The organism is Halogeometricum rufum (assembly GCF_900112175.1).
Classification (GTDB): domain Archaea; phylum Halobacteriota; class Halobacteria; order Halobacteriales; family Haloferacaceae; genus Halogeometricum; species Halogeometricum rufum.
The window spans coordinates 697,843-717,569 of sequence record NZ_FOYT01000002.1 but is presented as its reverse complement, the minus strand read 5'-3'; the positions used below and the strand labels follow the sequence as shown (position 1 = coordinate 717,569).

At 68.3% G+C, this 19,727-nt stretch carries 21 protein-coding genes and 1 tRNA gene; 15 read left to right on the top strand and 7 right to left on the bottom strand.

Annotated features, from left to right (window positions below; genetic code table 11):
- Positions 1-106: 106 nt before the first annotated feature.
- Complete coding sequence (locus tag BM310_RS13350) at positions 107-931, bottom strand: TrmB family transcriptional regulator (protein ID WP_089808492.1); 825 nt, start codon at positions 929-931, stop codon at positions 107-109.
- Positions 932-1,018: 87 nt separating this feature from the next.
- Positions 1,019-2,689, bottom strand: coding sequence for a DUF255 domain-containing protein (locus tag BM310_RS13345; RefSeq protein WP_089808490.1), 1,671 nt, complete (start codon positions 2,687-2,689; stop codon positions 1,019-1,021).
- 120 nt (positions 2,690-2,809) lie between these two features.
- Between BM310_RS13345 and BM310_RS13340 the strand changes: the two genes are divergently transcribed.
- The 6 genes from BM310_RS13340 to BM310_RS13315 all read left to right on the top strand — a co-directional run bounded on the left by BM310_RS13340 (position 2,810) and on the right by BM310_RS13315 (position 5,752).
- Positions 2,810-2,968 (top strand): DUF1059 domain-containing protein, encoded by a 159-nt coding sequence (locus BM310_RS13340; RefSeq protein ID WP_089808488.1) that lies wholly within the window; start codon positions 2,810-2,812, stop codon positions 2,966-2,968.
- Positions 2,969-3,008: 40 nt separating this feature from the next.
- Entirely contained in the window at positions 3,009-3,761 is a 753-nt protein-coding gene (locus tag BM310_RS13335) for a helix-turn-helix transcriptional regulator (RefSeq protein ID WP_089808486.1), read from the top strand.
- 182 nt (positions 3,762-3,943) lie between these two features.
- A complete protein-coding gene (locus tag BM310_RS13330; protein ID WP_143105164.1) occupies positions 3,944-4,315 on the top strand; it encodes a HalOD1 output domain-containing protein in 372 nt (123 codons plus the stop codon).
- A gap of 110 nt (positions 4,316-4,425) precedes the next feature.
- Positions 4,426-4,830 carry a DUF7344 domain-containing protein gene (locus BM310_RS13325; protein WP_089808482.1) on the top strand — a complete coding sequence of 135 codons (405 nt, stop codon included), beginning with the start codon at positions 4,426-4,428 and terminating at the stop codon, positions 4,828-4,830.
- Positions 4,831-4,920: 90 nt separating this feature from the next.
- Entirely contained in the window at positions 4,921-5,403 is a 483-nt protein-coding gene (locus BM310_RS13320) for an FxsA family protein (protein ID WP_089809239.1), read from the top strand.
- A gap of 275 nt (positions 5,404-5,678) precedes the next feature.
- A tRNA-Ile gene (locus tag BM310_RS13315) sits at positions 5,679-5,752 on the top strand.
- A 342-nt stretch (positions 5,753-6,094) separates the two neighbouring features.
- Here the strand turns inward: BM310_RS13315 and BM310_RS13310 are convergent.
- Entirely contained in the window at positions 6,095-7,090 is a 996-nt protein-coding gene (locus BM310_RS13310; protein ID WP_089808480.1) for a phosphoribosyltransferase family protein, read from the bottom strand.
- A 316-nt stretch (positions 7,091-7,406) separates the two neighbouring features.
- On the opposite strand from BM310_RS13310, the gene BM310_RS21865 reads away from it, so the two are divergent.
- The 3 genes from BM310_RS21865 (at position 7,407) to BM310_RS13300 (ending at position 9,096) form a co-directional block, all read left to right on the top strand.
- Positions 7,407-7,535, top strand: a complete 129-nt coding sequence (locus BM310_RS21865) for a hypothetical protein (RefSeq protein WP_255473511.1) — start codon at positions 7,407-7,409, stop codon at positions 7,533-7,535.
- A 193-nt stretch (positions 7,536-7,728) separates the two neighbouring features.
- On the top strand, positions 7,729-8,034 hold the full coding sequence (yciH, locus tag BM310_RS13305) for a stress response translation initiation inhibitor YciH (RefSeq protein WP_089808478.1): 306 nt from the start codon (positions 7,729-7,731) through the stop codon (positions 8,032-8,034).
- A gap of 93 nt (positions 8,035-8,127) precedes the next feature.
- A complete protein-coding gene (locus BM310_RS13300) occupies positions 8,128-9,096 on the top strand; it encodes a hypothetical protein (protein ID WP_089808476.1) in 969 nt (322 codons plus the stop codon).
- 9 nt (positions 9,097-9,105) lie between these two features.
- On the opposite strand, the gene BM310_RS13295 is transcribed toward BM310_RS13300, so the two are convergent.
- Positions 9,106-10,137, bottom strand: a complete 1,032-nt coding sequence (locus BM310_RS13295; RefSeq protein ID WP_089808474.1) for a sodium:calcium antiporter — start codon at positions 10,135-10,137, stop codon at positions 9,106-9,108.
- Between the two features lie 3 nt (positions 10,138-10,140).
- Entirely contained in the window at positions 10,141-11,352 is a 1,212-nt protein-coding gene (locus tag BM310_RS13290) for a GNAT family N-acetyltransferase (protein ID WP_089808471.1), read from the bottom strand.
- 99 nt (positions 11,353-11,451) lie between these two features.
- On the opposite strand from BM310_RS13290, the gene BM310_RS13285 reads away from it, so the two are divergent.
- The 5 genes from BM310_RS13285 to BM310_RS13260 all read left to right on the top strand — a co-directional run bounded on the left by BM310_RS13285 (position 11,452) and on the right by BM310_RS13260 (position 17,169).
- Complete coding sequence (locus BM310_RS13285; RefSeq protein ID WP_177232618.1) at positions 11,452-11,706, top strand: hypothetical protein; 255 nt, start codon at positions 11,452-11,454, stop codon at positions 11,704-11,706.
- 75 nt (positions 11,707-11,781) lie between these two features.
- Complete coding sequence (locus tag BM310_RS13280) at positions 11,782-12,033, top strand: hypothetical protein (protein WP_089808467.1); 252 nt, start codon at positions 11,782-11,784, stop codon at positions 12,031-12,033.
- A 126-nt stretch (positions 12,034-12,159) separates the two neighbouring features.
- Positions 12,160-12,693, top strand: a complete 534-nt coding sequence (locus BM310_RS13275) for a DUF5815 family protein (protein ID WP_089808464.1) — start codon at positions 12,160-12,162, stop codon at positions 12,691-12,693.
- 268 nt (positions 12,694-12,961) lie between these two features.
- Positions 12,962-16,198 (top strand): carbamoyl-phosphate synthase large subunit, encoded by a 3,237-nt coding sequence (gene carB, locus BM310_RS13265; protein WP_089808460.1) that lies wholly within the window; start codon positions 12,962-12,964, stop codon positions 16,196-16,198.
- 200 nt (positions 16,199-16,398) lie between these two features.
- Positions 16,399-17,169, top strand: a complete 771-nt coding sequence (locus tag BM310_RS13260) for an SDR family oxidoreductase (RefSeq protein ID WP_089808458.1) — start codon at positions 16,399-16,401, stop codon at positions 17,167-17,169.
- 40 nt (positions 17,170-17,209) lie between these two features.
- Here BM310_RS13260 and BM310_RS13255 read toward each other — a convergent pair whose 3' ends face one another.
- On the bottom strand, positions 17,210-18,034 hold the full coding sequence (locus tag BM310_RS13255; RefSeq protein WP_089808456.1) for an NAD(+)/NADH kinase: 825 nt from the start codon (positions 18,032-18,034) through the stop codon (positions 17,210-17,212).
- Between the two features lie 190 nt (positions 18,035-18,224).
- On the opposite strand from BM310_RS13255, the gene BM310_RS13250 reads away from it, so the two are divergent.
- Positions 18,225-19,469, top strand: coding sequence for a KaiC domain-containing protein (locus BM310_RS13250; RefSeq protein WP_089808454.1), 1,245 nt, complete (start codon positions 18,225-18,227; stop codon positions 19,467-19,469).
- Positions 19,470-19,503: 34 nt separating this feature from the next.
- Here BM310_RS13250 and BM310_RS21860 read toward each other — a convergent pair whose 3' ends face one another.
- Positions 19,504-19,629 carry a hypothetical protein gene (locus tag BM310_RS21860; RefSeq protein ID WP_255473627.1) on the bottom strand — a complete coding sequence of 42 codons (126 nt, stop codon included), beginning with the start codon at positions 19,627-19,629 and terminating at the stop codon, positions 19,504-19,506.
- Positions 19,630-19,727: the final 98 nt, after the last annotated feature.

Genomic DNA, 19,727 nt, shown 5'->3' with positions numbered 1-19,727 from the left:
GTCGCGATTCGGGACCGCGCCGACGCAATCGCCGGCGCGAACGCCGCGACGACCGAGCGACTCGCTCTGCCGTGAGCGGTTCTCCTCGTCGGTTCGACGGCGTCGGTCAGTCGTCCGCTTCGACGTTCGACAGCGTGAGGGGCTTGGCCTCCGCCCACCGCGGGTCGAACATCTCTCGGATGTCGGTGGCGAACTCGGCGTCCTTCAGGTCTATCATCGCGAACGGTTCGCCGGGGTCGAGGGGGTTCGGGACCTCGATGCACACCTCCACGTCGTCGATGAGGTTGAACGTCCCCGGCAGTTGTTCCGTCGTCCGCACCTCGAAGCGCGGGTGGTTCTCCAGGCGGTCGACGTAGCGTTGGCCGACGCTCCGGGGGAGCGACGAGACTATCTTCGGCGACATCAGCACGGACACCTCCACGCCGCGGTCCAGTGCGGCTTCGAGTTCGTCCGTGACGAGTTCGCCGACGCGGCCCAGGTCGAACTGCGGCGAGAGCGTCCCGGCGACCATGACGAGCGAACTGTCGGCGGCCGAGAGGCGTTCGAGCAACAGGTCCACGGACTCCTCCATCCCGACGGCGGCGGTCCAGAACTGCCCCTGCACGGGTTCTGCGGTCTCCAACTCGTCGGTGAGTTCGTCGACGACCGCCTCGTACTGTTCGGCCTTCTCCTCTAACTCCCGCCGCTTCGTCTCCAGCAGACGGTCCAGCGCGGTGTCGGGTTCGACGGCGACGTACTTCTTCGGGCGACTCGCCGCCTGACTCCGGACGAGACTGTGCTGTTCGAGACTGTTCAGCACGTCGTAGATGCGGCCCATCGGCACGTCGCTGGCGCGCGACAACTCCTTGGCGGTTGTCGCACCCGTCCGCAGCAACGACCGGTACGCTCGCGCCTCGTACTCCGACAACCCGAGGTCCCGCAGACTGGTCATGGTCACAACAGACCCCCCACGGTTAAAAACAAACCGGGGGTTTACACGTTCTGCCGGTTCACGGCTCTGCGCTCCGAGGCGGCGCTCTCACGCGCCGTCGGTGAGGTCGGAGACGGCGGTCATCAACTGGTCGGGTGTGGTGACGGTCCGTTCGCGGTCGCCGAGGCGAACCGTCGCCGCGTCGGCCGAGACGGCCGGCGCGTCGGGGACGACGACCTTCTCGTGGTCGGCGACGCGGAGGGCCGCGCGGTGGAGGTCCGACCCGGCCGGCGCGCCGACGGCGACGACGAGCGTCGGTCGGGTCAGTCGCGCCGCCACCGACCCGTACCCGGCGACCTGGACGCCGATGCGGTCCCACGCGCCCGCGAACGCGCCGACGGCGTTCCGCGCGGCGTCCTCGTAGGCGTCCTCGCCCGTCACCGCCGCGAGGTCACAGAGCGCGTCGGCCATCTCCACGTTCGCGTCCAGCGGTCGAAGCGGCCGGTCGAGCAACCCGGCGCCCGACGCCGGCCCGTCTCTGAAGGCGCCGTCGCCCGCCTGCAGTTCGTCGAGCGTCGCGTCCGCGACGACCCGCGCCCGGTCGAGATACCGGTCGTCGCCGAGCACCTGTCGCGCCCTGCCGAACGCGGCGACGACCCGCGCGTGGTCCTCGAGGAGGAGCGTCTCGCCCGTCTCCTCGCCCGCCTCGAAGTGCGCCACGACGCCGTCGTCGTCGACGAGTCGGCTGTCGAGGTAGTCCAGCGTCCGAACCGCGTAGTCGCGGGCGGACTCGTCGTCGGTGTACGCGGTCAGCGTCAGCAGGGCGTCCGCCGCGAGGGCGTTCGCGCCGGCGTAGGCGGTCAGGTCCCGCCGCGGCCCCGCGTGGTCGGCGCGGCCGTCGGCGTCCAGTTCGTAGTACTCCTCGCCGTCGTCGGGGCCGACGCTACTTCCGTCGCCGGGGCCGACGCTCCCCCCGAACGCCGCGCCGTTCCAGAGCCGTTCCGCGAGGAAGGCCTGCGTCCGCCGGGCCGGGTCGAGGAGGGCGTCGTCGCCGGTGTAGAGGTAGCCGTTGGCGAACGCCCGCACGAGGGCGGCGTTCGTGTCGAGCAGTTTCTCGTGGTGCGGGTCCGACCAGTCCCGGCCCTCGGCGTAGCGGAAGAAGCCGCCTTCCACGTCGTCGAACAGCGTCTCCGCCAGCGTCCGGAGCGTCTCCACCGCCTGTCGCCGCGACCGCTTCAGGGCGAACTCTATCGTCCGCGGCATCGGGAACTTCGTCCCGTCGCCCCACCCGGCGAACCGGTCGTCGTACTTCTCGTCCAGTTGCCCGGCGAGGTGTTCCTCGATGTGCGTGTCCACCGGCCCCTCCGGCGTCGGGTCGTCCGCGAGAGCGCGCGGGACCCGGCCGGCCGCGTCGCCTCGATCGGTCCACGCCTCCCGGACCCGGTCGAGCACCTGCCGCATGCCGTCGGGGCCGAGGTACATCGCCCCGGTGACGAGTTCGCCCGACGGCGTGCAGAACACCGTCGAGGGGAACCCGCCCATGTTGTAGCGCTCGCGGACGCGCGGGTGGCGGTCCACGTCGACTCGGACCGGCACGAAGTCGTCGTTCACGTTCGCGGCGATGCGCGGTTCGCCGTACGTCTCGACGTCCATCTCGTGACAGCCGTCGCACCACGTCGCCGTCAGCGACAGCAACACGGGTTTCCCGGCCGCGTCGGCCTCCTCGAACGCCTCCGGACCCCACCGCCGCCACTCGACGCGCGTCTCGTCGTCCGTCATGACTCACGCTGGGTGACCGCGGGGGGTAAGCCCTTCGAGGTGTCGCCGGGCCCAGTGCGCTCCGCGCACTCTCCCCTTAGGGCCAGAGTCCTTACGGGGGAGAGAAGAGTAGTCGTCCCCATGCCCTCTCAGTTCGAGTGCTTCCAGGACGGGTGTAGCTTCATGGTTCGCGCAGACACCGACGACGAAGTCGTCCACCTCGTGCAGGAACACGCCCAGTACGCGCACGACCTCTCGATAGACGCCGAGACGGTCGAGGCCGAGATAGAGCGGACCTGACCGCACGCTCGTCGGTGATCACAAACGAGGCACACGAGTGATGGACGACGAAGACGTGGTCGAAGTCGTCAAACGGTTCCCGATACTCGACGCACTCACCGACCGTCCGCGGACCGCGGCGCAGTTAGCGGACCGGCTCTCCTTCTCGCGTTCGACCGTCCACCGCTCGACGAACCGACTCGCCGACCTCGGACTGCTCAGAAAGCGCGAAGACGCGTTCGAACTCACCAGTTTCGGCCGCGTCGCGACGCGGAGCGTCGCCGAGTGTCGCCGCGACCTCGATACCGCCTCGCAGTTGGCGCCGTTCCTCGAGGCCGTCGAAACCGAGGTGTCGTTCCCGGTCGGCCCCCTCTCGGACGCGTCGGTGACCCCGTGCGGACGCCGGCGGCCGCACTTCGCGGTCAAACGCGTCTCCGACATGCTGGCCGACTCCGACTCTCTGCGGATGTTCTCGGGTATCGTCTCTCCGGTGTACGTGGAACGGTGCTGTGAACACGCCACGGACGGGTCGTCCATCCGTGCCGTCTTCGACCGACAGGTCGTCGACATCCTCTTCGACGACTACGCGAGCGAGTCGAAGGCGGCGTGCCGCGAGGGAGATCTCGAGGTCCTCATCCACGACGACTGTCCGTTCGACCTGTTCGTCTTCGACGACCGGGTGGCGATGACGACGCACCGTGCGGACGGGAGTCAGGCACCCTTCGTCGAGTCCGCGGACCCTGACGTGTACGAGTGGGCCGAACAGTTGTTCGAGTCGTACGTCTCGCAGGCGGAGTTCGCGACGCTCTTCTGAGACGTTCGTCCGACTCGTCACTCCCTCCTCACGTATTCGTCCGACTCGTCACTCCCTCCTCACGCTATCCGCCGCCGAACGTGCCTCGTTTCACGTCTGAAACTGCTCCCAAAGTTGAAAAACACTTCATCTTTGCCCTGTGAGTCAGATATAACGTTCTCCAACGACGGATTTTTGTACGAATGTCATCCTACGTTCGAGTGAACACGATGGCCGACGACCGACCCCCTGAGAGCCGAACGCCCGCACCCTACCGCTCGCTCACCGACCTCCGATACGACGAACAGGCCGGACTGTATCGCGCCCGCTACGACCCGGCGTCCGCGCGCGAACTGTTCGTGGACGTCGTCCTCGCGGTTTCGGACGTGCTGGGTGTGGATACGTGCGAGTTAGAACCCGCCTACGAGACCATCGACCCGGATGCTTTCGATACGCTCGTCGACTCGTACGCCACGAACGCCGGCGTCTCGGGGGGGTCGCTCTCGTTCAGACTGGACGACTGCGTCGTCACCGTCCGCCGGGACGAACTCGCTTTCGAACGGCGCGCCACCTGACCGTCGCCGTGGGTCGGAGAGGGGTCGTCAAGCGACCGGCAAAAGATGTTTTATCTCCCCCCCTGCAACGTAGAGAAGAGTTGCGGTCTGGCGGGGACTCACGGGCACCCATGACCTTCGAAACCGACGAGACAGACGGCGACGACGCCGAGACCGAACTGTCTCCTCCCGTCCAACTGGACGGGGGCGAACTGTCGCTCGACGCCATCTTCCACATCCTCAGCAACCGCAGGCGCCGGTTCGTGCTCTACTTCCTCTCGGACGTGCGCGGACCGGTCGGACGCGAGGAACTCGCTCGCAGAGTCGCGACGTGGGAGGCCGGCGTGGACATCGACGAGGCAACCAGCGAACAGGTCACGCGCACGACCGTCTCGCTGGACCACGCTCACCTCCCGCGACTCGAAGACGACGGCGTCGTCACGTACGACCGGGAGGCGGACGTGGTCGAACCGACCGACTCGCTCTCGAAGCTGGAACCGTATCTGGAACTCGCGCGGCCGACGGACTTCGACTGACTGCAGGTCTCCCACCCCGACGGCCGCGCGCCGTTCGTTCCCCACGCCGAGGACACAAGGGCTATGAACGACGACCCAATAGAGACGCGCATGCAGACGCGCTGGGTCATCGCGGCACTCCTCGCGATTCCCCTCTTGGATACGCTCCTGCTGGTCCCGCTGGCCAGCACCATCGGGTTCGTTCCCACGGTCCTGTTGGTCGTTCTGACGGGGCTCGTCGGTATGCTCCTCGTCCGCGCCGAGGGCCGACACACGCTCTCGAAACTCCAGCGGAAAGTCGCGACGGGCGGCATCCCGACGAACGAACTGCTGGACGGCGGCCTGCTCATCGCCGCGGGCGCGTTCCTCCTCACGCCGGGCGTCGTGACCGACCTCATCGGGTTCCTCCTCGCCATCCCGGTGACGCGCTTCCCCATCCGCGAGACGACGAAGCGCTTCGTCGTCAAACCGTATCTGGAGAAGCAGACCGGCGGTTTCGCCTCGGGCAACGTCTGGGTCGGCGGCTTCCCGGACGACGACGTCGTGAACCTCGACCCCGAGAACTACGGTCGGCCGGACGACGACAACTCCTGAGGCGCGCCGCCTCGCGGTCGCCTCGACTCCGATTCACCCTCTCCTTCGACGGTTCAGTCTCCCGCCCGCGTCGCAACGCACGCTGGGGGTGTCCGTTCGTTTCCGCGGCGGTCGTGTGCGTCGTGAGACGCCGTCCGTCCGGGCACCGCCTCGGTGGTCGTGACCGGCATCGTCCGGGCGTCTGTGGAACGGTGCGGCTCACTACCACCCGACGGACCCGTAGCGAAAAGAAACTCTTAAACGAATCCTCGAACAACGACTGAATGCGCTCACCTGGGCCAATAGCTCAGTCAGGTTGAGCGCTCGGCTGATAACCGGGAGGTCCGCGGTTCAAATCCGCGTTGGCCCACCTACTCACCTCACGCCGTTCGGCGGAGGTGGATTGGGTGCGGGAACTCCCCAGCCACCTAATCTCGACACTTCACACTTCTGAGCCACGGCTATTTCCAGGTGCGTTCGGTCACCGCGTGAACGGTAGTCCGCGCAGTCGGGCGGTTGGGGTTGCCGACGGAGGTCGGAACGCGCGTGTCACCACTGTAGTCGAACAGCCCAAAGAGACGTGTGCCGACGAAGCAGTGAGGACAGTAACCGAGTTCCCGAACGACTCCGCAGAACGCAATCCAGCCGTCGAATCGGGGAACGAGCCGAGTATCGACCCGCTCGCCCGGCTATCGCGCCGTGTCTCTGCGGGTCACTTCCCGCCCCGACGCTCCGTCAACCGACTCAGCGTGTAGTAGCCCTCGTTGAGGACGTACTTGCTCGCCTTCAGCGAGAAACCGAGCGGGTTCTCGCTGAACCGCGACAGGTAGCTCGAACTCTTCTGGAACGCGCGGTCGAGGTGCCCCGGATTGAGCATCTCGTTCTCCTCGTAGCAGTGGACGGGCTTTCTCGTCAGGTCGCATATCTTCGTGGCTTGCTGTCGCGAACTCTCGATGAACAGGTCCGCGTCGGTCCGGCGGTACACCTTCGCCTTGTACTCGGCGTGGTTGCCGCGTCGCTTCCGGGCCTCCTTCGACGGCAGGTCCATCATCACCAGGTTCTCGTACTCGATGCCGTGTCGGTCCAGCCACGCCTCCGTCTCGTCGCGGTACTGTTCCAGTCGACACGTCACCAGCCACCCGATTTTCTCCGTGGGGACGACGCGGGGTTCGACCGTCGTGAGGAACTCCCGATAGCGGGGGCCGTCGTCGTTCTCCTCGCGCGTCGGGTCGCGACAGAGGACGCCGTCGATGTCCACGCAGAACTGCTTCAGCATCGGGTGGTGCATCATGTTCCACTCGAACACGCGCGGTTTACTGATGACGTCCACCCAGTGGTCGACTTCCCGGTGGCCCTGCGAGGAGATGTATATCGCGCCGTACTCGAGGTCGAACGGAAACTCCATCTCCGCGAGTCGGCCCTTCGTCTCCCGCATCTGCCGGCCGGTGTCCACGGAGTCGTCGACGACCAGCACCGTCTCCACGTCGTCGAACGAGACCGCGCCGTCGTAGCGGTGCCCCGTCTGCAGGATGCGTCCCTCACACAATCCTTCCACGTCCGTCATCGGCACGTCGAGGCTCAAACAGAGGAGGTTGGCGGCCAGCAGGCCGCTTCTCGGGATGCCAACGACCAGGTCGATGCGGTCCGGGAGTTCCCGGGCCAGTTGGCGAGTATCTCTGTTTAACTCGGAGACACTTCTGTAGTTCACTATCGGGAACTCTGTCCTCGGGGCCGTATTACTCTACCCACGGTAACGCACTTTAGTGGCACCAATAACGCGATTTAGGCAAGAAAAAACCGTGAAACAGTACGACGAGCTGACACTCACGCTCGGAGAACGGTACCCGGCGTGCCGACTCGGACCGTCGTTCGGTCACGTGCCACACTACGCACGGCGCCGCTACGCTCCCGCCGAATCGACCGAGCGTCCGGTGTCGTCCGCGCCGTTCCGGCGCTCTCTCGCCTAATTTACTCGATTCCGCATCACAGTAGTATTATACCCCTGACCGTCGTATCCGCGTTCGATGCCCGAGATAACCGTCTCAGACACGCTGTACCGCCAACTCGTCTCCGTCTCCGACGGGGAGCAGTTGGACGAGACGATGTGGAAGATGGTCGCTCACTACGGCCGCGGCAACAACCCCGGCGACTGAGCCCCCGCGCTCGGCAGCGTCGGAATCGCCTGCCGGTTCCCCCCCGCTCTCCACCCCTCGCCCCCCACCGAAGCGTCCGCACCGCCTCGTTTCACACGCCGCCTACACGTCGCTCACACGCCGCCTCTACACCTCCGTTTGTCGCCCGTGCCGGCGGGCGAACGCGTATATCCGCCGGCCCCCTAGCGGAGGCGTGGCAAACAAGGACGACCTGTCATCCATCGCCGGACTCCCCGAGGAACTCGGCATCGACCGTGACCTCGAACAGTCCCACCAGCAACTCTCCGTCCACGTCGACACGCGACGCTACGGCAAGGCCGTCACCGTCGTCTCCGGATTCGACCTCTCGGCGCCGGAACTGCGGGACGTCGCCTCCCGACTGAAGCGCAAACTCGCCTGCGGCGGCACCGTCGACGAGGGCGAAATCGAACTGCAGGGCGACCACTCGGGGCGCGTCGGCGGCCTCCTCCGCGAGATGGGGTACGAACTGCGAGACTGAGCGCGGTAGACGAACGCAGGACCGGGCGAGCGGCGGTTCCCTCGCCCACAAACGACACGAAACCTATATTTCTCGCGCCGCGACGGTTCGAACGTGACGCCCTCCGTTCCGTTCACCGACCGCATCGCCGACGGGTGGCGACGCTCCGGCGACGCCCTGTGGCTGGCGTTCGTCCCCGTCGTCCTCTCGCTGTTCTCCGTCGACAAGATACTCGGCGTCCTCGGTCTCGACGGCTTCCACATCGGGGTGACGCTGGTCAGTTTTCCCTCCCCGTCGTCGGGGGTCTGGCAGTTCGTCAACACCCCGCAATCGGACGCCTACGTCGGCCTCGCGGCGTCGCTGGGCGTCGTCGCCGCCGCCTTCGTCACGTCGGCGTTCCTCCTCGGCGGCTACCTCGGGAGCCTCCGCCGACTCCTCGACGCCGGCGCGGCCGAGTACGACTTCGTCGGCGACGCCCGCGCGCACCTCGCTCCGATGGCCGTCTGGACGGGCGTTCCGTCGCTCGTCACCGCCGGCGTCGTCCTCGTGACCGGCGGGTTCGGCACCGTCGACGGGTCTTCCGCCTTCCTCCCCGTCGTCTTGGTGCTGTTCGTCCTGTACGCGGTGTTCGGCTACCTGTTCTACGCCGCGCCGTTCCTCGTCGTCCTCCGCGAGACCGGCATCGCGGACGCGCTTCGGTCCAGCTACGACCTCGCGCTCTCGGGCGGCCCGTACGCGTCGTACGCCGTCGGCTACCTCCTCTCCGCGCTCCTCGTCTCCGTGCCGATGTCGCTGTTCGTCGTCAACCTCGGCGTCGTCGGACTCCTGCTCGGTATCCCCGTCGGCGGCCGCGTCGGACTCGCGGCCACGACGGCGTCGATGCGGTTCGTCGCCGACGTCGACGACCGGTCGCCGACGCTCCGCGAGTGGGACGACCACCGGGGCGTCGACACCCCCGGCGACGCCGGCGGCGACTCGCGGGGCGAACGCGACGAGTTCGGCCACGATACACCGGACGACACACCGGACGACACACCGGACGACGCACCGGACGACGACGGCGTCGGCGACCCGCCGCGGTGACGCCGCCCGTCAGCCGACGTACGACGTGATGCCGAGGCTCTCGGCGACCAACCACGCGAGGAACCCGATGTAGACGGCGACGAGCAGGTACGCCTCCCGGCGGGTGAGGCGCATCTCCGTGCGGAGGACGGCGAAGAAGACGACGGAGGCGGCGACGAGAAAGCCCATCATCGGGACGACGGTGCGGAGCGAGACGACGGCCTGCCCCGCCGCGAGGACGCCCACCGGGAGGACGACGAGGAGCGCGAAGATGTTGCTCCCGAGGACGTTCGCGAGGCTCACGTCGGCGTTGCCCCGCCGCGCGGCGACGACGCTGACGAACGTGTCGGGGAGGCTCGTCCCGGCGGCGACGACGGTGAGACCCCAGAGGAACGCCGAGGTGCCGAAGGCGTCGCCGAAGCCCACCGCGGCGCGGACGAGCAACTCCGCCGAGGCGACGATGACCACGAGCGAGAGCATCAGTCGGGCCCACTCGCGTTCGACGTTCACCGCGTCGGGGTCCACGCCGAACGGCGAGGCGAGGCGGTTGTCCATCGTGTCGTGGTACTGGATGAAGATGTAGAGCCCGTACAGCAACACCGGGAAGACGGCGACGCCCGGCGTGATGGTCCCCGTGAGGGAGTCGCCCCCGCGCGGGTCGTAGACGACGGCGAGCGTGAACGCGAGGAAGACGACGGCGACGGACAGCAGGTAGAACTGCGCCTCCTTGAACACGAGGTCGCGGTTCGACGCCAGCGACCCGCCCCCGGCGAGTGCGGAGACGGCGGGGATGACGAGGATGTTGAACACGGCCGACCCGACGACGGCACCGACGCCGATTTCGAACGCGCCGTACCGCACGGAAGCGATGACCGTGCTCGCCAGTTCGGGAAAACTCGACCCCACGGCGGCGACGACGGCGCCCTGCACCACCGGTGGGAGGCCGTAGTACGCGCCGAGGCTGTCCGCCGCTTCCACCAGCAACTCGCCGCCGCGGAAGGCGAGTCCCGCGCCGAGGATGGCACCGCCTAAGAGCAACGTCAGCGTGAACGCGCTCGCCACGTGTCAGAACCCTTCCCGGAGGAACGTCCGTTCGCGCGGGAACAACGCCGCGAGCGTCTCCCGGACCGGGGAATCGGCGACCGTCAGGTCCCCGACGCGTTCGAGTTCGGCGGGCGTGCGCGCCCCGACGGCCAACTGCGAGAGCGCGCCGACGTCGAGTTCCGCGTCCGGCGTCGCCTCGACGCGGGTCACGTGCGCGCCCGCGGCGTCCACGCGGAGTTCGAACGTGTCGTCGTTCCACGCGCACCGGTCGTCCGAGACGGCGAGGACGACGGACTCGCGTGCGTCGTACGACAGCGCCGAGAGCGCGTCCGCCACGTCCACGAGGCGAACCATCGGCCCCGGCTTCACTTCGAGCGTCGCCGCGCGCGGGTCGGCCAACTCGTCGATGGGTCGGGCCCACGCCGGCAGCGACGTGAACGTCACCGTCTCCACCTGCGAGTCGTGGTCACGGCAGAACCGGAGCAGGTGCGCGCGCGCCGCGTCGTCGGCGGACGCGCACTCCCAGACGCGCATGTCGCGGCCGTCGTCGCCGTCGTCGTCGAACGTGTAGACGAGGTAGCCGCGGAGCGTCCCTCCGTCGTCGAACCAGCCGTAGACGTAGGGGTCTTTCTCCCACCCGCGGAACGCGCGCTCGCGCCACCAGCCGTCTGTTCGGCGAACCGCCAGCGACTCGGTCGCCCACGCCTCGTGGACCGTTCGGATGGCCGTCAGGTCGGTCTCTGCGTCCAACTGTCGGAACGACCCCGCCGGGTCGGGGGCGACGGCGGCGAGTTGCTCGGGCGGTATCGTCGCCTCCGCGTAGTCGTTGCAGGTGGCCCAGCCGAGCCGACGGTAGAACGCGTACTCGAACGGCCAGAGCACCGAGAACGCCGTCCCCGCCTCGCGGTAGCGTTCGAGGAGGGCGTCGAGCATCCGGCCGACGGTCCCCTGCCGACGGCGTTCGGGCGGCGAGGCGACGGCCGAGACGCCGCCCGCGCGGTGCCAGTCGCCGCGAATCTTCGCGGTGAAGTCGTAGCTCCCGCAGACGGTCCGGAGGTCCTCCGCGTCCGCCTCTCCGTCCGGCGGAACGTCGTAGAGGCCGAACGCGGTGAACAGGTCGGGCCACGGTCGGTCTCGGTCCTCCCAGTCCGGCCCCTGCGCCGGTCGGAAGGCGTAGTTCACCATCGCGCGCCAGGCGTCGCGGTGGTCCTCGGGGAGCGTTCGGAGCTGCATATCCCCCTCGTCGCCGGCCGGCGTATAAGTGGTTGTGCAACCGTGCGACGGTCGGTCACGAACCGAGCGATTCAGGGTCGTGTAGTTCCGACGGTGAGTATGGGCCACGACGAGACGACAGTCGAGAGCGACGGGGAGTCGAGCATGTTCGCGCTCACCCGCGACAAACTGCTCCTGCTGGTCGTCCTGTTCGTCGGAATCGCCGGCACCGGGCTCGTACGGCGGTTCCTGGGCGAACTCGGCTACAACGGCGTCGGCCGCCTCGTCTTCATCCTCGGCTACGGCGGGATGGTGTTCATCGTCTGGTACGGCTGGATTCGCCCGATGGACATCACCGGGCCGCAGGGTCGGTGACGGGCGACCCGTCGCTCAGTCTGCCGAGGAGAACGGAACTTTAATACTCGATTCGCGCCGAAACTCGCGGTAAGGATGCTCCCCCTACAACTCATCGACAGCTTTCTGCTCAACTACAACGTTGGGCAGGCGCTGTTGCTCGTCTTCGTCTTGGCGACGCTCGGCGCACTACCGCTGAAATCGGCGAAAATCCTCGCCCTCAACACGATGGCGTTCGGCGTCATCTTCATCCTGACGCCCCAGTCACTCGTCCCCACGCACTACCTCTTCCTCGGCATCGCCCTCCTCGTCGTCGGTCCACTGCTGTGGACCACCTCGCGGAGCTAATCCGGCCCGGACGACGGCCCGACCCCGCATCCTTCCGCGCGCACCGCGCCCCTGCCGTCGCCCAGCGCCCGTCTCTCCCCTCCGGAGAACGCGACGTTTAACCCACCGCGACGACAACGACCCCCCATGGCACAACCGCGCGTCCCGGGCGACCGTGGCGAGGAACTCGACCTCCCGTGCGGGGAGACGAAGCGCGTTCGGAGCCTCGACCTCGGTCTCCGCGAGTTCGACTGTCCGTGCGGCGACACGCACGCGGTGGTGATGGACGTGCACCCGCCGGACCGCTTCCTGCCGGAGTTCCTCGTCGACGTCCTCCGCGAGGCCATCGAGACGACGAGCGAGGACATGCCGGAGTTCGGCACCCCGCACCTGATGGGTATCGTCCTCGAGGAGTTCCCCCGAGCGGTCGTCTCGGCGGACGTGAGCGACGACGGCGACGTCGGCGCGGGCATCGTCTGGGTGACCGACTTCGACTCCCGCCGCCTCCACGAGATAATCGTCGAACTCGTCGTCGAACTGATGGAACACGCCGTCTCCCACGCCGAGGACGACTCGGCCGTCTCCGACTTCGAGACGAAGATGCTCGACTTCGACGTGAGCGAGTTCGTCGAACAGTACCGAGCGGAGCGCGACCTCTCCGAAGACGACGTGTACGCGTAGCGCACGTTCCGTTATCCGTTCTCTCTTCGTCCGTTCCGTTCGCCCCGTCTCGGTCTGCCCCGTCCCATCTCGTCCCGTCCTGCCTCCCGCCTCGTCACCCCGACGCCCGTCCGGGTGTCGTCCTCTCGCACGCCGTCGAGCGACGCCGCTGACGCCGCGAGCGCGCTGATTCGCCGACTCCCGACCGCCACTACGAAATTCGAAACTCGATTTCGTATCTCGTAGAAATTCGCCGGGCTTATTACGATGTGCCGATTTCTACACCACGATGACCGACGAGGACACCTCGACTGGCTCTCCGACCGGGAGCGAGAACAGGACAATTCTACTCATCGGAAGCGGGCCGATACAGATCGGACAGGCGGCCGAGTTCGACTACTCCGGCGCGCAGGCGTGTCGAGCGCTCCAGGAGGAGGGGGCACGAGTCGTCCTCGTCAACTCGAACCCGGCGACCATCATGACCGACCCCGAGATGGCCGACAAGGTCTACATCGAACCCATCACGCCCGAGGCCATCTCCGAGGTGATTCGGAAGGAGGAGCCCGACGGCGTCATCGCCGGACTCGGGGGGCAGACGGGACTGAACGTCACGGCCGAACTCGCAGAGCAGGGCATCTTAGAGGAGTTCGACGTGGACATCATGGGGACGCCGCTGGACACAATCTACGCGACGGAGGACCGCGACCTGTTCCGCAAGCGGATGGAGAACATCGGCCAACCGGTGCCGGCGTCGACCACCATCTCGCTGGAGGAGGACGAGAAGGTGGCCAACGTCACGGAAGCGGACCTCGAAGAACGCGTCGAGGCGGCCGTCGACGCGGTGGGCGGCCTCCCCGTCATCGCCCGGACGACGTACACGCTCGGCGGGTCGGGGTCGGGCGTCGTCCACGAGATGGACGAACTCGTCGAACGCGTCCGCAAGGGCCTCCGCCTCTCGCGCAACAGCGAGGTGCTCATCACCGAGTCCATCTCGGGGTGGGTCGAACTGGAGTACGAGGTGATGCGCGACGCCGACGACTCCTGCATCATCATCTGCAACATGGAGAACATCGACCCGATGGGTATCCACACCGGCGAGTCGATGGTCGTCACGCCGTCGCAGGTGATTCCGGACGAGGGGCACCAGGAGATGCGCGACGCGGCGTTGGAAGTCATCCGCGAACTCGGCATCCAGGGCGGCTGTAACATCCAGTTCGCGTGGCACGACGACGGCACCCCCGGCGGCGAGTACCGCGTCGTCGAGGTGAACCCCCGCGTCTCCCGTTCGTCCGCCCTCGCGTCGAAGGCGACGGGGTACCCCATCGCCCGCGTGACGGCGAAGGTGGCCCTCGGCAAGCGCCTCCACGAGATAGAGAACGAGATTACCGGCGAGACCACCGCCGCCTTCGAGCCCGCAATCGACTACGTGGTGACGAAGATTCCGCGGTGGCCCAAAGACAAGTTCGACGAGGTGGACTTCGAGCTCTCGACGGCGATGAAGTCCACCGGCGAGGCGATGTCCATCGGCCGGACGTTCGAGGAGTCGCTCCTGAAGGCGCTTCGTTCGACCGAGTACGACCCTGCCGCCGACTGGGCGGAGGTGTCCGACGACGAACTCGAAGCCGACTATCTGGAGACGCCGACGCCCGACCGCCCGTACGCCATCTTCGAGGCGTTCGAGCGCGGTTACTCGGTCGACGACGTGGTCGAGATGACCGAGATGAAGGAGTGGTACGTCGAGCGGTTCAAGCGCGTCACCGACTCCGTCGCCGCCGCGCAGGAGGGCGACTTCACCGCCGCCGCCACCGCGGGGCACACGAACACCGAGATAGCCGCCGCGACGGGCAGCGACGTGGGAACCGTCGAGACGCAGGTACCCGGCCGCACGTACAAACAGGTCGACACCTGCGCCGGCGAGTTCGCCGCGCAGACGCCGTACTACTACTCCTCGCGCAAGCCGGAGTTCTTCTCCGGCCCCTACGAGGGCGACGCCGCCGCCGGCGAACTCCGCGTCGACCGCGACGTGGAGAGCGTCGTCGTGGTCGGCGGCGGTCCCATCCGCATCGGCCAAGGCGTCGAGTTCGACTACTGCTCGGTCCACGCCGTCCGCGCCCTGCGCGAGATGGGCATCGACGCGCACGTGGTCAACAACAACCCCGAGACCGTCTCCACGGACTACGACACCTCCGACGGCCTGTTCTTCGAGCCCATCACGGCCGAAGAGGTCGCGGACGTGGTCGAGGCCGTCGACGCCGACGGCGTGATGGTCCAGTTCGGCGGGCAGACGTCGGTCAACATCGGCCACCCCCTCGAATCGGAGATTCAGCGCCGCGGCCTCGACTGCGAGGTTCTCGGGACGACCGTCGACGCGATGGACCTCGCGGAGGACCGCGACCGGTTCAACCTCCTGATGGACGAACTCGGCATCCTGCAACCCGAAGGCGGGTCCGCCCGGAGCGAGGAGGAAGCGCTCGAACTCGCCCGCGACATCGGCTACCCGGTGCTGGTCCGCCCGTCGTACGTCCTCGGCGGCCGCGCGATGGACGTGGTCCACTCCGACGAGGAACTGAAGACGTACATCGAGGAGGCCGTCCGCGTCTCGCCGGACAAACCCATCCTCGTGGACGAGTTCCTCGACGACGCCGTCGAACTCGACGTGGACGCCGTCAGCGACGGCCGCCGCGCCCTCATCGGCGGCGTGATGGAACACGTCGAGAGCGCCGGCGTCCACTCCGGCGACTCCGCCTGCATGATTCCGCCGCGCGCCCTCGACGAGGAGACGATGGCCCGCGTCCGCGAGGTGACCGAGGACATCGCCACCGCCCTCGACACGGTGGGTCTCCTGAACGTCCAGTTGGCGGTCAAAGACGGCGAGGTGTACGTGCTGGAGGCGAACCCGCGCTCCTCGCGCACCGTCCCGTTCGTCTCGAAGGCGACGGGCGTCCCCATCGCCAAACTCGCCGCGAAGGTGATGGCGGGCGAGACGCTCGAATCGCTGGACGTAACCGAGCAGATTCCCGAGCACACCTCGGTGAAAGAGGTGGTCCTCCCGTTCGACCGCCTGCCGGGTTCGGACCCGCGCCTCGGCCCGGAGATGAAGTCGACGGGCGAGGTGATGGGCACCGCGCGGTCGTTCGGCAGGGCCTACGACAAGGCGCAGGACGCCACGGGCAAGCCGATTCCCGCGGGCGGCACGGCCATCGTCGACCTCTCCGCAGAGGAGTTCCCCGACGCCGACACCGAGGCGGGCGCCGCCCTCCGCGACGGCGTCGCCGAGCACTTCGACATCGCGTCCTTCGAGGACACCGAGGAACGCGACGCCGCCGTCCGCGAGGGGCGGATCGACCTCGTGGTGTCGCGCAACCGTGACCTCCTCGAACTGTGCGTCGAAGAGGAGATAACGTACTTCTCCACGCACGCCTCCGCCTCGGCCGCCCTCGAAGCGGTCGGCTCGAAGGAGGAGTCGCTGGACGTGCTGGCCATCTCCGAACGTCCCAAGCGGACGGCCGACTGGGGCGCGGAGTAGCGGTCGTTCGCGGCGCGCGCACCCCCGACGAGTTTTTTGGCCCGTGCCACCTATTCCCACGGTGCGGGCGACGGCGTCCACGCGGCACGGTGTCTGTCACCTGTCGGCATGCCGTGGGCGCCCTCCCGCGACTGCGTTCGCGACCGCAGATTTTGTCCACCGAACGAACCGTTATGTACGTCCGGGCACCACGATACCGCATGACAATCACGAGCGGGCGAGTGCTGGTCGCCGGCGCGACGGGGGGGACGGGCCGCCGCGTCGTGGACCTCCTCCGGGCGGCCGACGGCGACGTGGTCGTCCGCGCGATGACGCGCGACGCGGACAGCGAGTCGTCGCTTCGCGAACGCGGTGCCGACGAAGTCGTCGTCGGCGACGTGCTGACGCCCGACGACGCCGCCCGCGCCGTCGACGCCGTCGACGCCGTCGTCTGTACGCTCGGTTCCTCGCCCGGTATCGGCACGCTCACGTCGGACTTCGCCGACGGCGAGGGGACGAAGAACCTCGTCGACGCCGCCGCGGCGGCCGGCGTCGACCACTTCGTCCTCGTCTCCTCGCTCGGCGTCGGCGACTCCGCCCCGGGGATGCAACTCGGCCTCCGCCTCCTGTTCCGCGGACTCGGCGTCCTCCCGGCGAAGGCGCGCGCGGAGGCGCACCTCAGAGAGTCGGGAGTCACCTACACGATTCTCCGTCCCGGCGGGCTGACGAACGCCGACGCGACGGGTGACGTCGTCGTCGGCGAGGGCGGCGACACCGTCTCCGGGAGCATCCCCCGCGCCGACGTCGCCGGCCTCTGCGTCGCCTCCCTGTTCACGCCCGCGGCGGCCGACCGGACGTTCGAGGTGGTCGCTCGTCGCGGCCTCCGCGGCACGCCCGAGGGCGTCGTCGACATCGACTGGCAGACCGCGCCCGCGGCGGCGCGACCCGACCCGGGAACCGAAGCGGTCGAGGAGAGCGAGTCGGCGGACTGAGCCCAGTCCGCGGACCGAGCGTCGGCCGGCGGACCGCGCGTCAGTCGAGTTTTCCGAGCGCCTCGAAGAAGTCAGACGACGGTCCGGCGAGTCGGACGGGGTCGTCCGTCGTCGCTATCGTCACCTCGGTCGGCGGCGTGACGTACTGTCGGTGCCGCCCGTCGCTGACGACGACGGCCTCCTCGGCGTCCGTCACGGTGATGCTCACCTCGGCGTCCGGCGCGACGACCAGCGGCGGCATCCCGCTGTCCGGCACCATCTCGTTGACGACGAGGCCCTCGACGCTCGGATGGACGAGCGGTCCGCGTTCGCTCAGGTTGTACGCGGTGCTCCCCGTCGGCGTCGCCACGAGGACGCCGTCGGCGTGGCCGCCGGTGTAGAGCGACCCGTCGACGCGGACTTCCACGCCGACGCCGCCGCCGTGGCCGCGTCTCGGCCCCTGCACGACGATTTCGTTCATCGCCGGGTGGCCGGTCCAGCCGTCGGTCCGGGCGGCGATGCGCGGCACCTCGCGGTGCGTGAGCGACTCGCCGTCGCGGAAGCGCTCGACTTCGGCCATCACCGCCTCGACGGCGTCCTCGGGACCCACGGCGTTCAGGAAGCCGACTTCGCCGAGGTTGACGCCGATGATGGGCGTCCCGCCCGCCCCGCGCGCGGCGAACAGGAACGTTCCGTCGCCGCCGATACTCACCACGAGGTCCGCCGTCGCGAACGTCTCGACCGGGTGGCCCTCGACGCCGAGTTCCGCCGCCGTCTTCGCGTCGACCCGGACCTCCACACCCGCCTCGCGGAGTCGCTCGCGGAGGTCGTCGGACAGGTACGCGGCCCGACTGTTCCCCCGTTGTGCGACGATGGCCACCTGCATGCTCGTCTCTCCGGTTGACTCTCACCCGGCAAAAGCCCACCGTCACCCGATTCGCTCGCCGGTCGCGCGGCGTCCTCGCCACGGCAACATTCATAGCACCTGACCACCACCTACCGACGACTGCGATGGAATCGACCGCTTCGCGTTCTCGCGCCGCCCGACTCGCCGACGCCTCGCGGAGGGACGGCGCGTGAGCGACGACGACTGGTTCGAACGCGCGTTCGCGGACGAGGAGGCGTCGCGCGGCGACGAGGCCGACGACGCACCCGCGGACGACGACGCGGACCCCGGCGACGCTGACCCTGCCGACGCGGAGGGCCGGGGGACGACGGCGTCGGACGACCCATCGACGCGCGACCCGCGCGACACACCGGCAGACGCCTCCGAGGACGCGGCGTCTCGGGGCGACGCCACCGCGGACCCGCCGCCGACCGACGGGACACCGCCGGAGTCTCCGGCGTCCACCGGCGACGACTTCGAGGCCGCGTTCGGCTTCGAGGCGGGCGCGGCGTCCGCGGACTCGGACTCCGAGGACGCCGGCGCGGACCCGTTCGGCGGCGTGCGCGACGGCCCGAAGCGCTCGCCGCCGGGGCGGAGCGAAGACGGCCACGACCCGTTCCCCGAGGACTTCGCCGCCGCGATGAAGGGCGCGCCCTCGGTCTCCGGCGACGCCGAGGGGGAGGCACCGCGCCCGGACGCCGGCACCGAGAGCTTCGACGAGGAGGAGTTCGACTCCGACATCGACCGCCTCGACATCGGCATCGACGGACTGGACGAGATGGTCCTCGGCGGCGTCCCGAAGCGGTCGCTGATGGTCACCATCGGTTCGGCCGGGACGGGCAAGACCACGTTCGGCCTGCAGTTTCTCAACCGGGCGCTCGAGAACGGGGACAAGGCCGTCTACATCACGCTGGAGGAGAGCCGAGAGCGCATCTTCGACACCGCCGAGGAGAAGGGCTGGGAGTTCCGGCAGTACGCCGCGGAGGACCGACTGGCCGTCATCGACCTCGACCCCGTCGAGATGGCGAACAGTCTGGCCAACATCCAGAGCGACCTGCCGCGCCTCGTCGCCGACTTCGGAGCCGAACGCCTCGTTCTCGACTCGGTCTCGCTGCTGGAGATGATGTACGACCACCCCTCGGAACGCCGGAGTCAGGTGTTCGACTTCGCCCGCGCGCTGAAGGACGCGGGCGTGACGACGCTTCTCACCTCCGAGGCGAAGGAGGACAACCCCTACACCTCGCGGCACGGACTCGTCGAGTACCTCGCCGACGCGGTGTTCGTCCTCCAGTACGTCCGCCCGAGCGACTTCCGCGAGACGCGACTGGCCATCGAGATTCAGAAGATACGCGACGCGAACCACTCCCGGGAGACGAAGCCGTACGAACTCACGAGCGACGGCATCAGCGTCTACCGACAGGCGAACATCTTCTGACCGCGGGCGGTGACGGCGGGCGGACCGCCCGCACTCACGCGGGCGTCGGTCCGCCGGGATTGGCCGGGTCACGGCCGTCGTCCGGGTCGCCGCGGTTGAGAATCGCGTCGCGGATACGGTCGAACGCCGATTCGTCCGTGCGACGGATGAGCGGGTACATGACCCATTGGTACGTTAGAGAGTGACACACTTGGGAGTGGCGGGCCCCGGCCGCGTCGACCGGTCGGTGACCGAAGGAAGCTATAACTGCACCGTCCG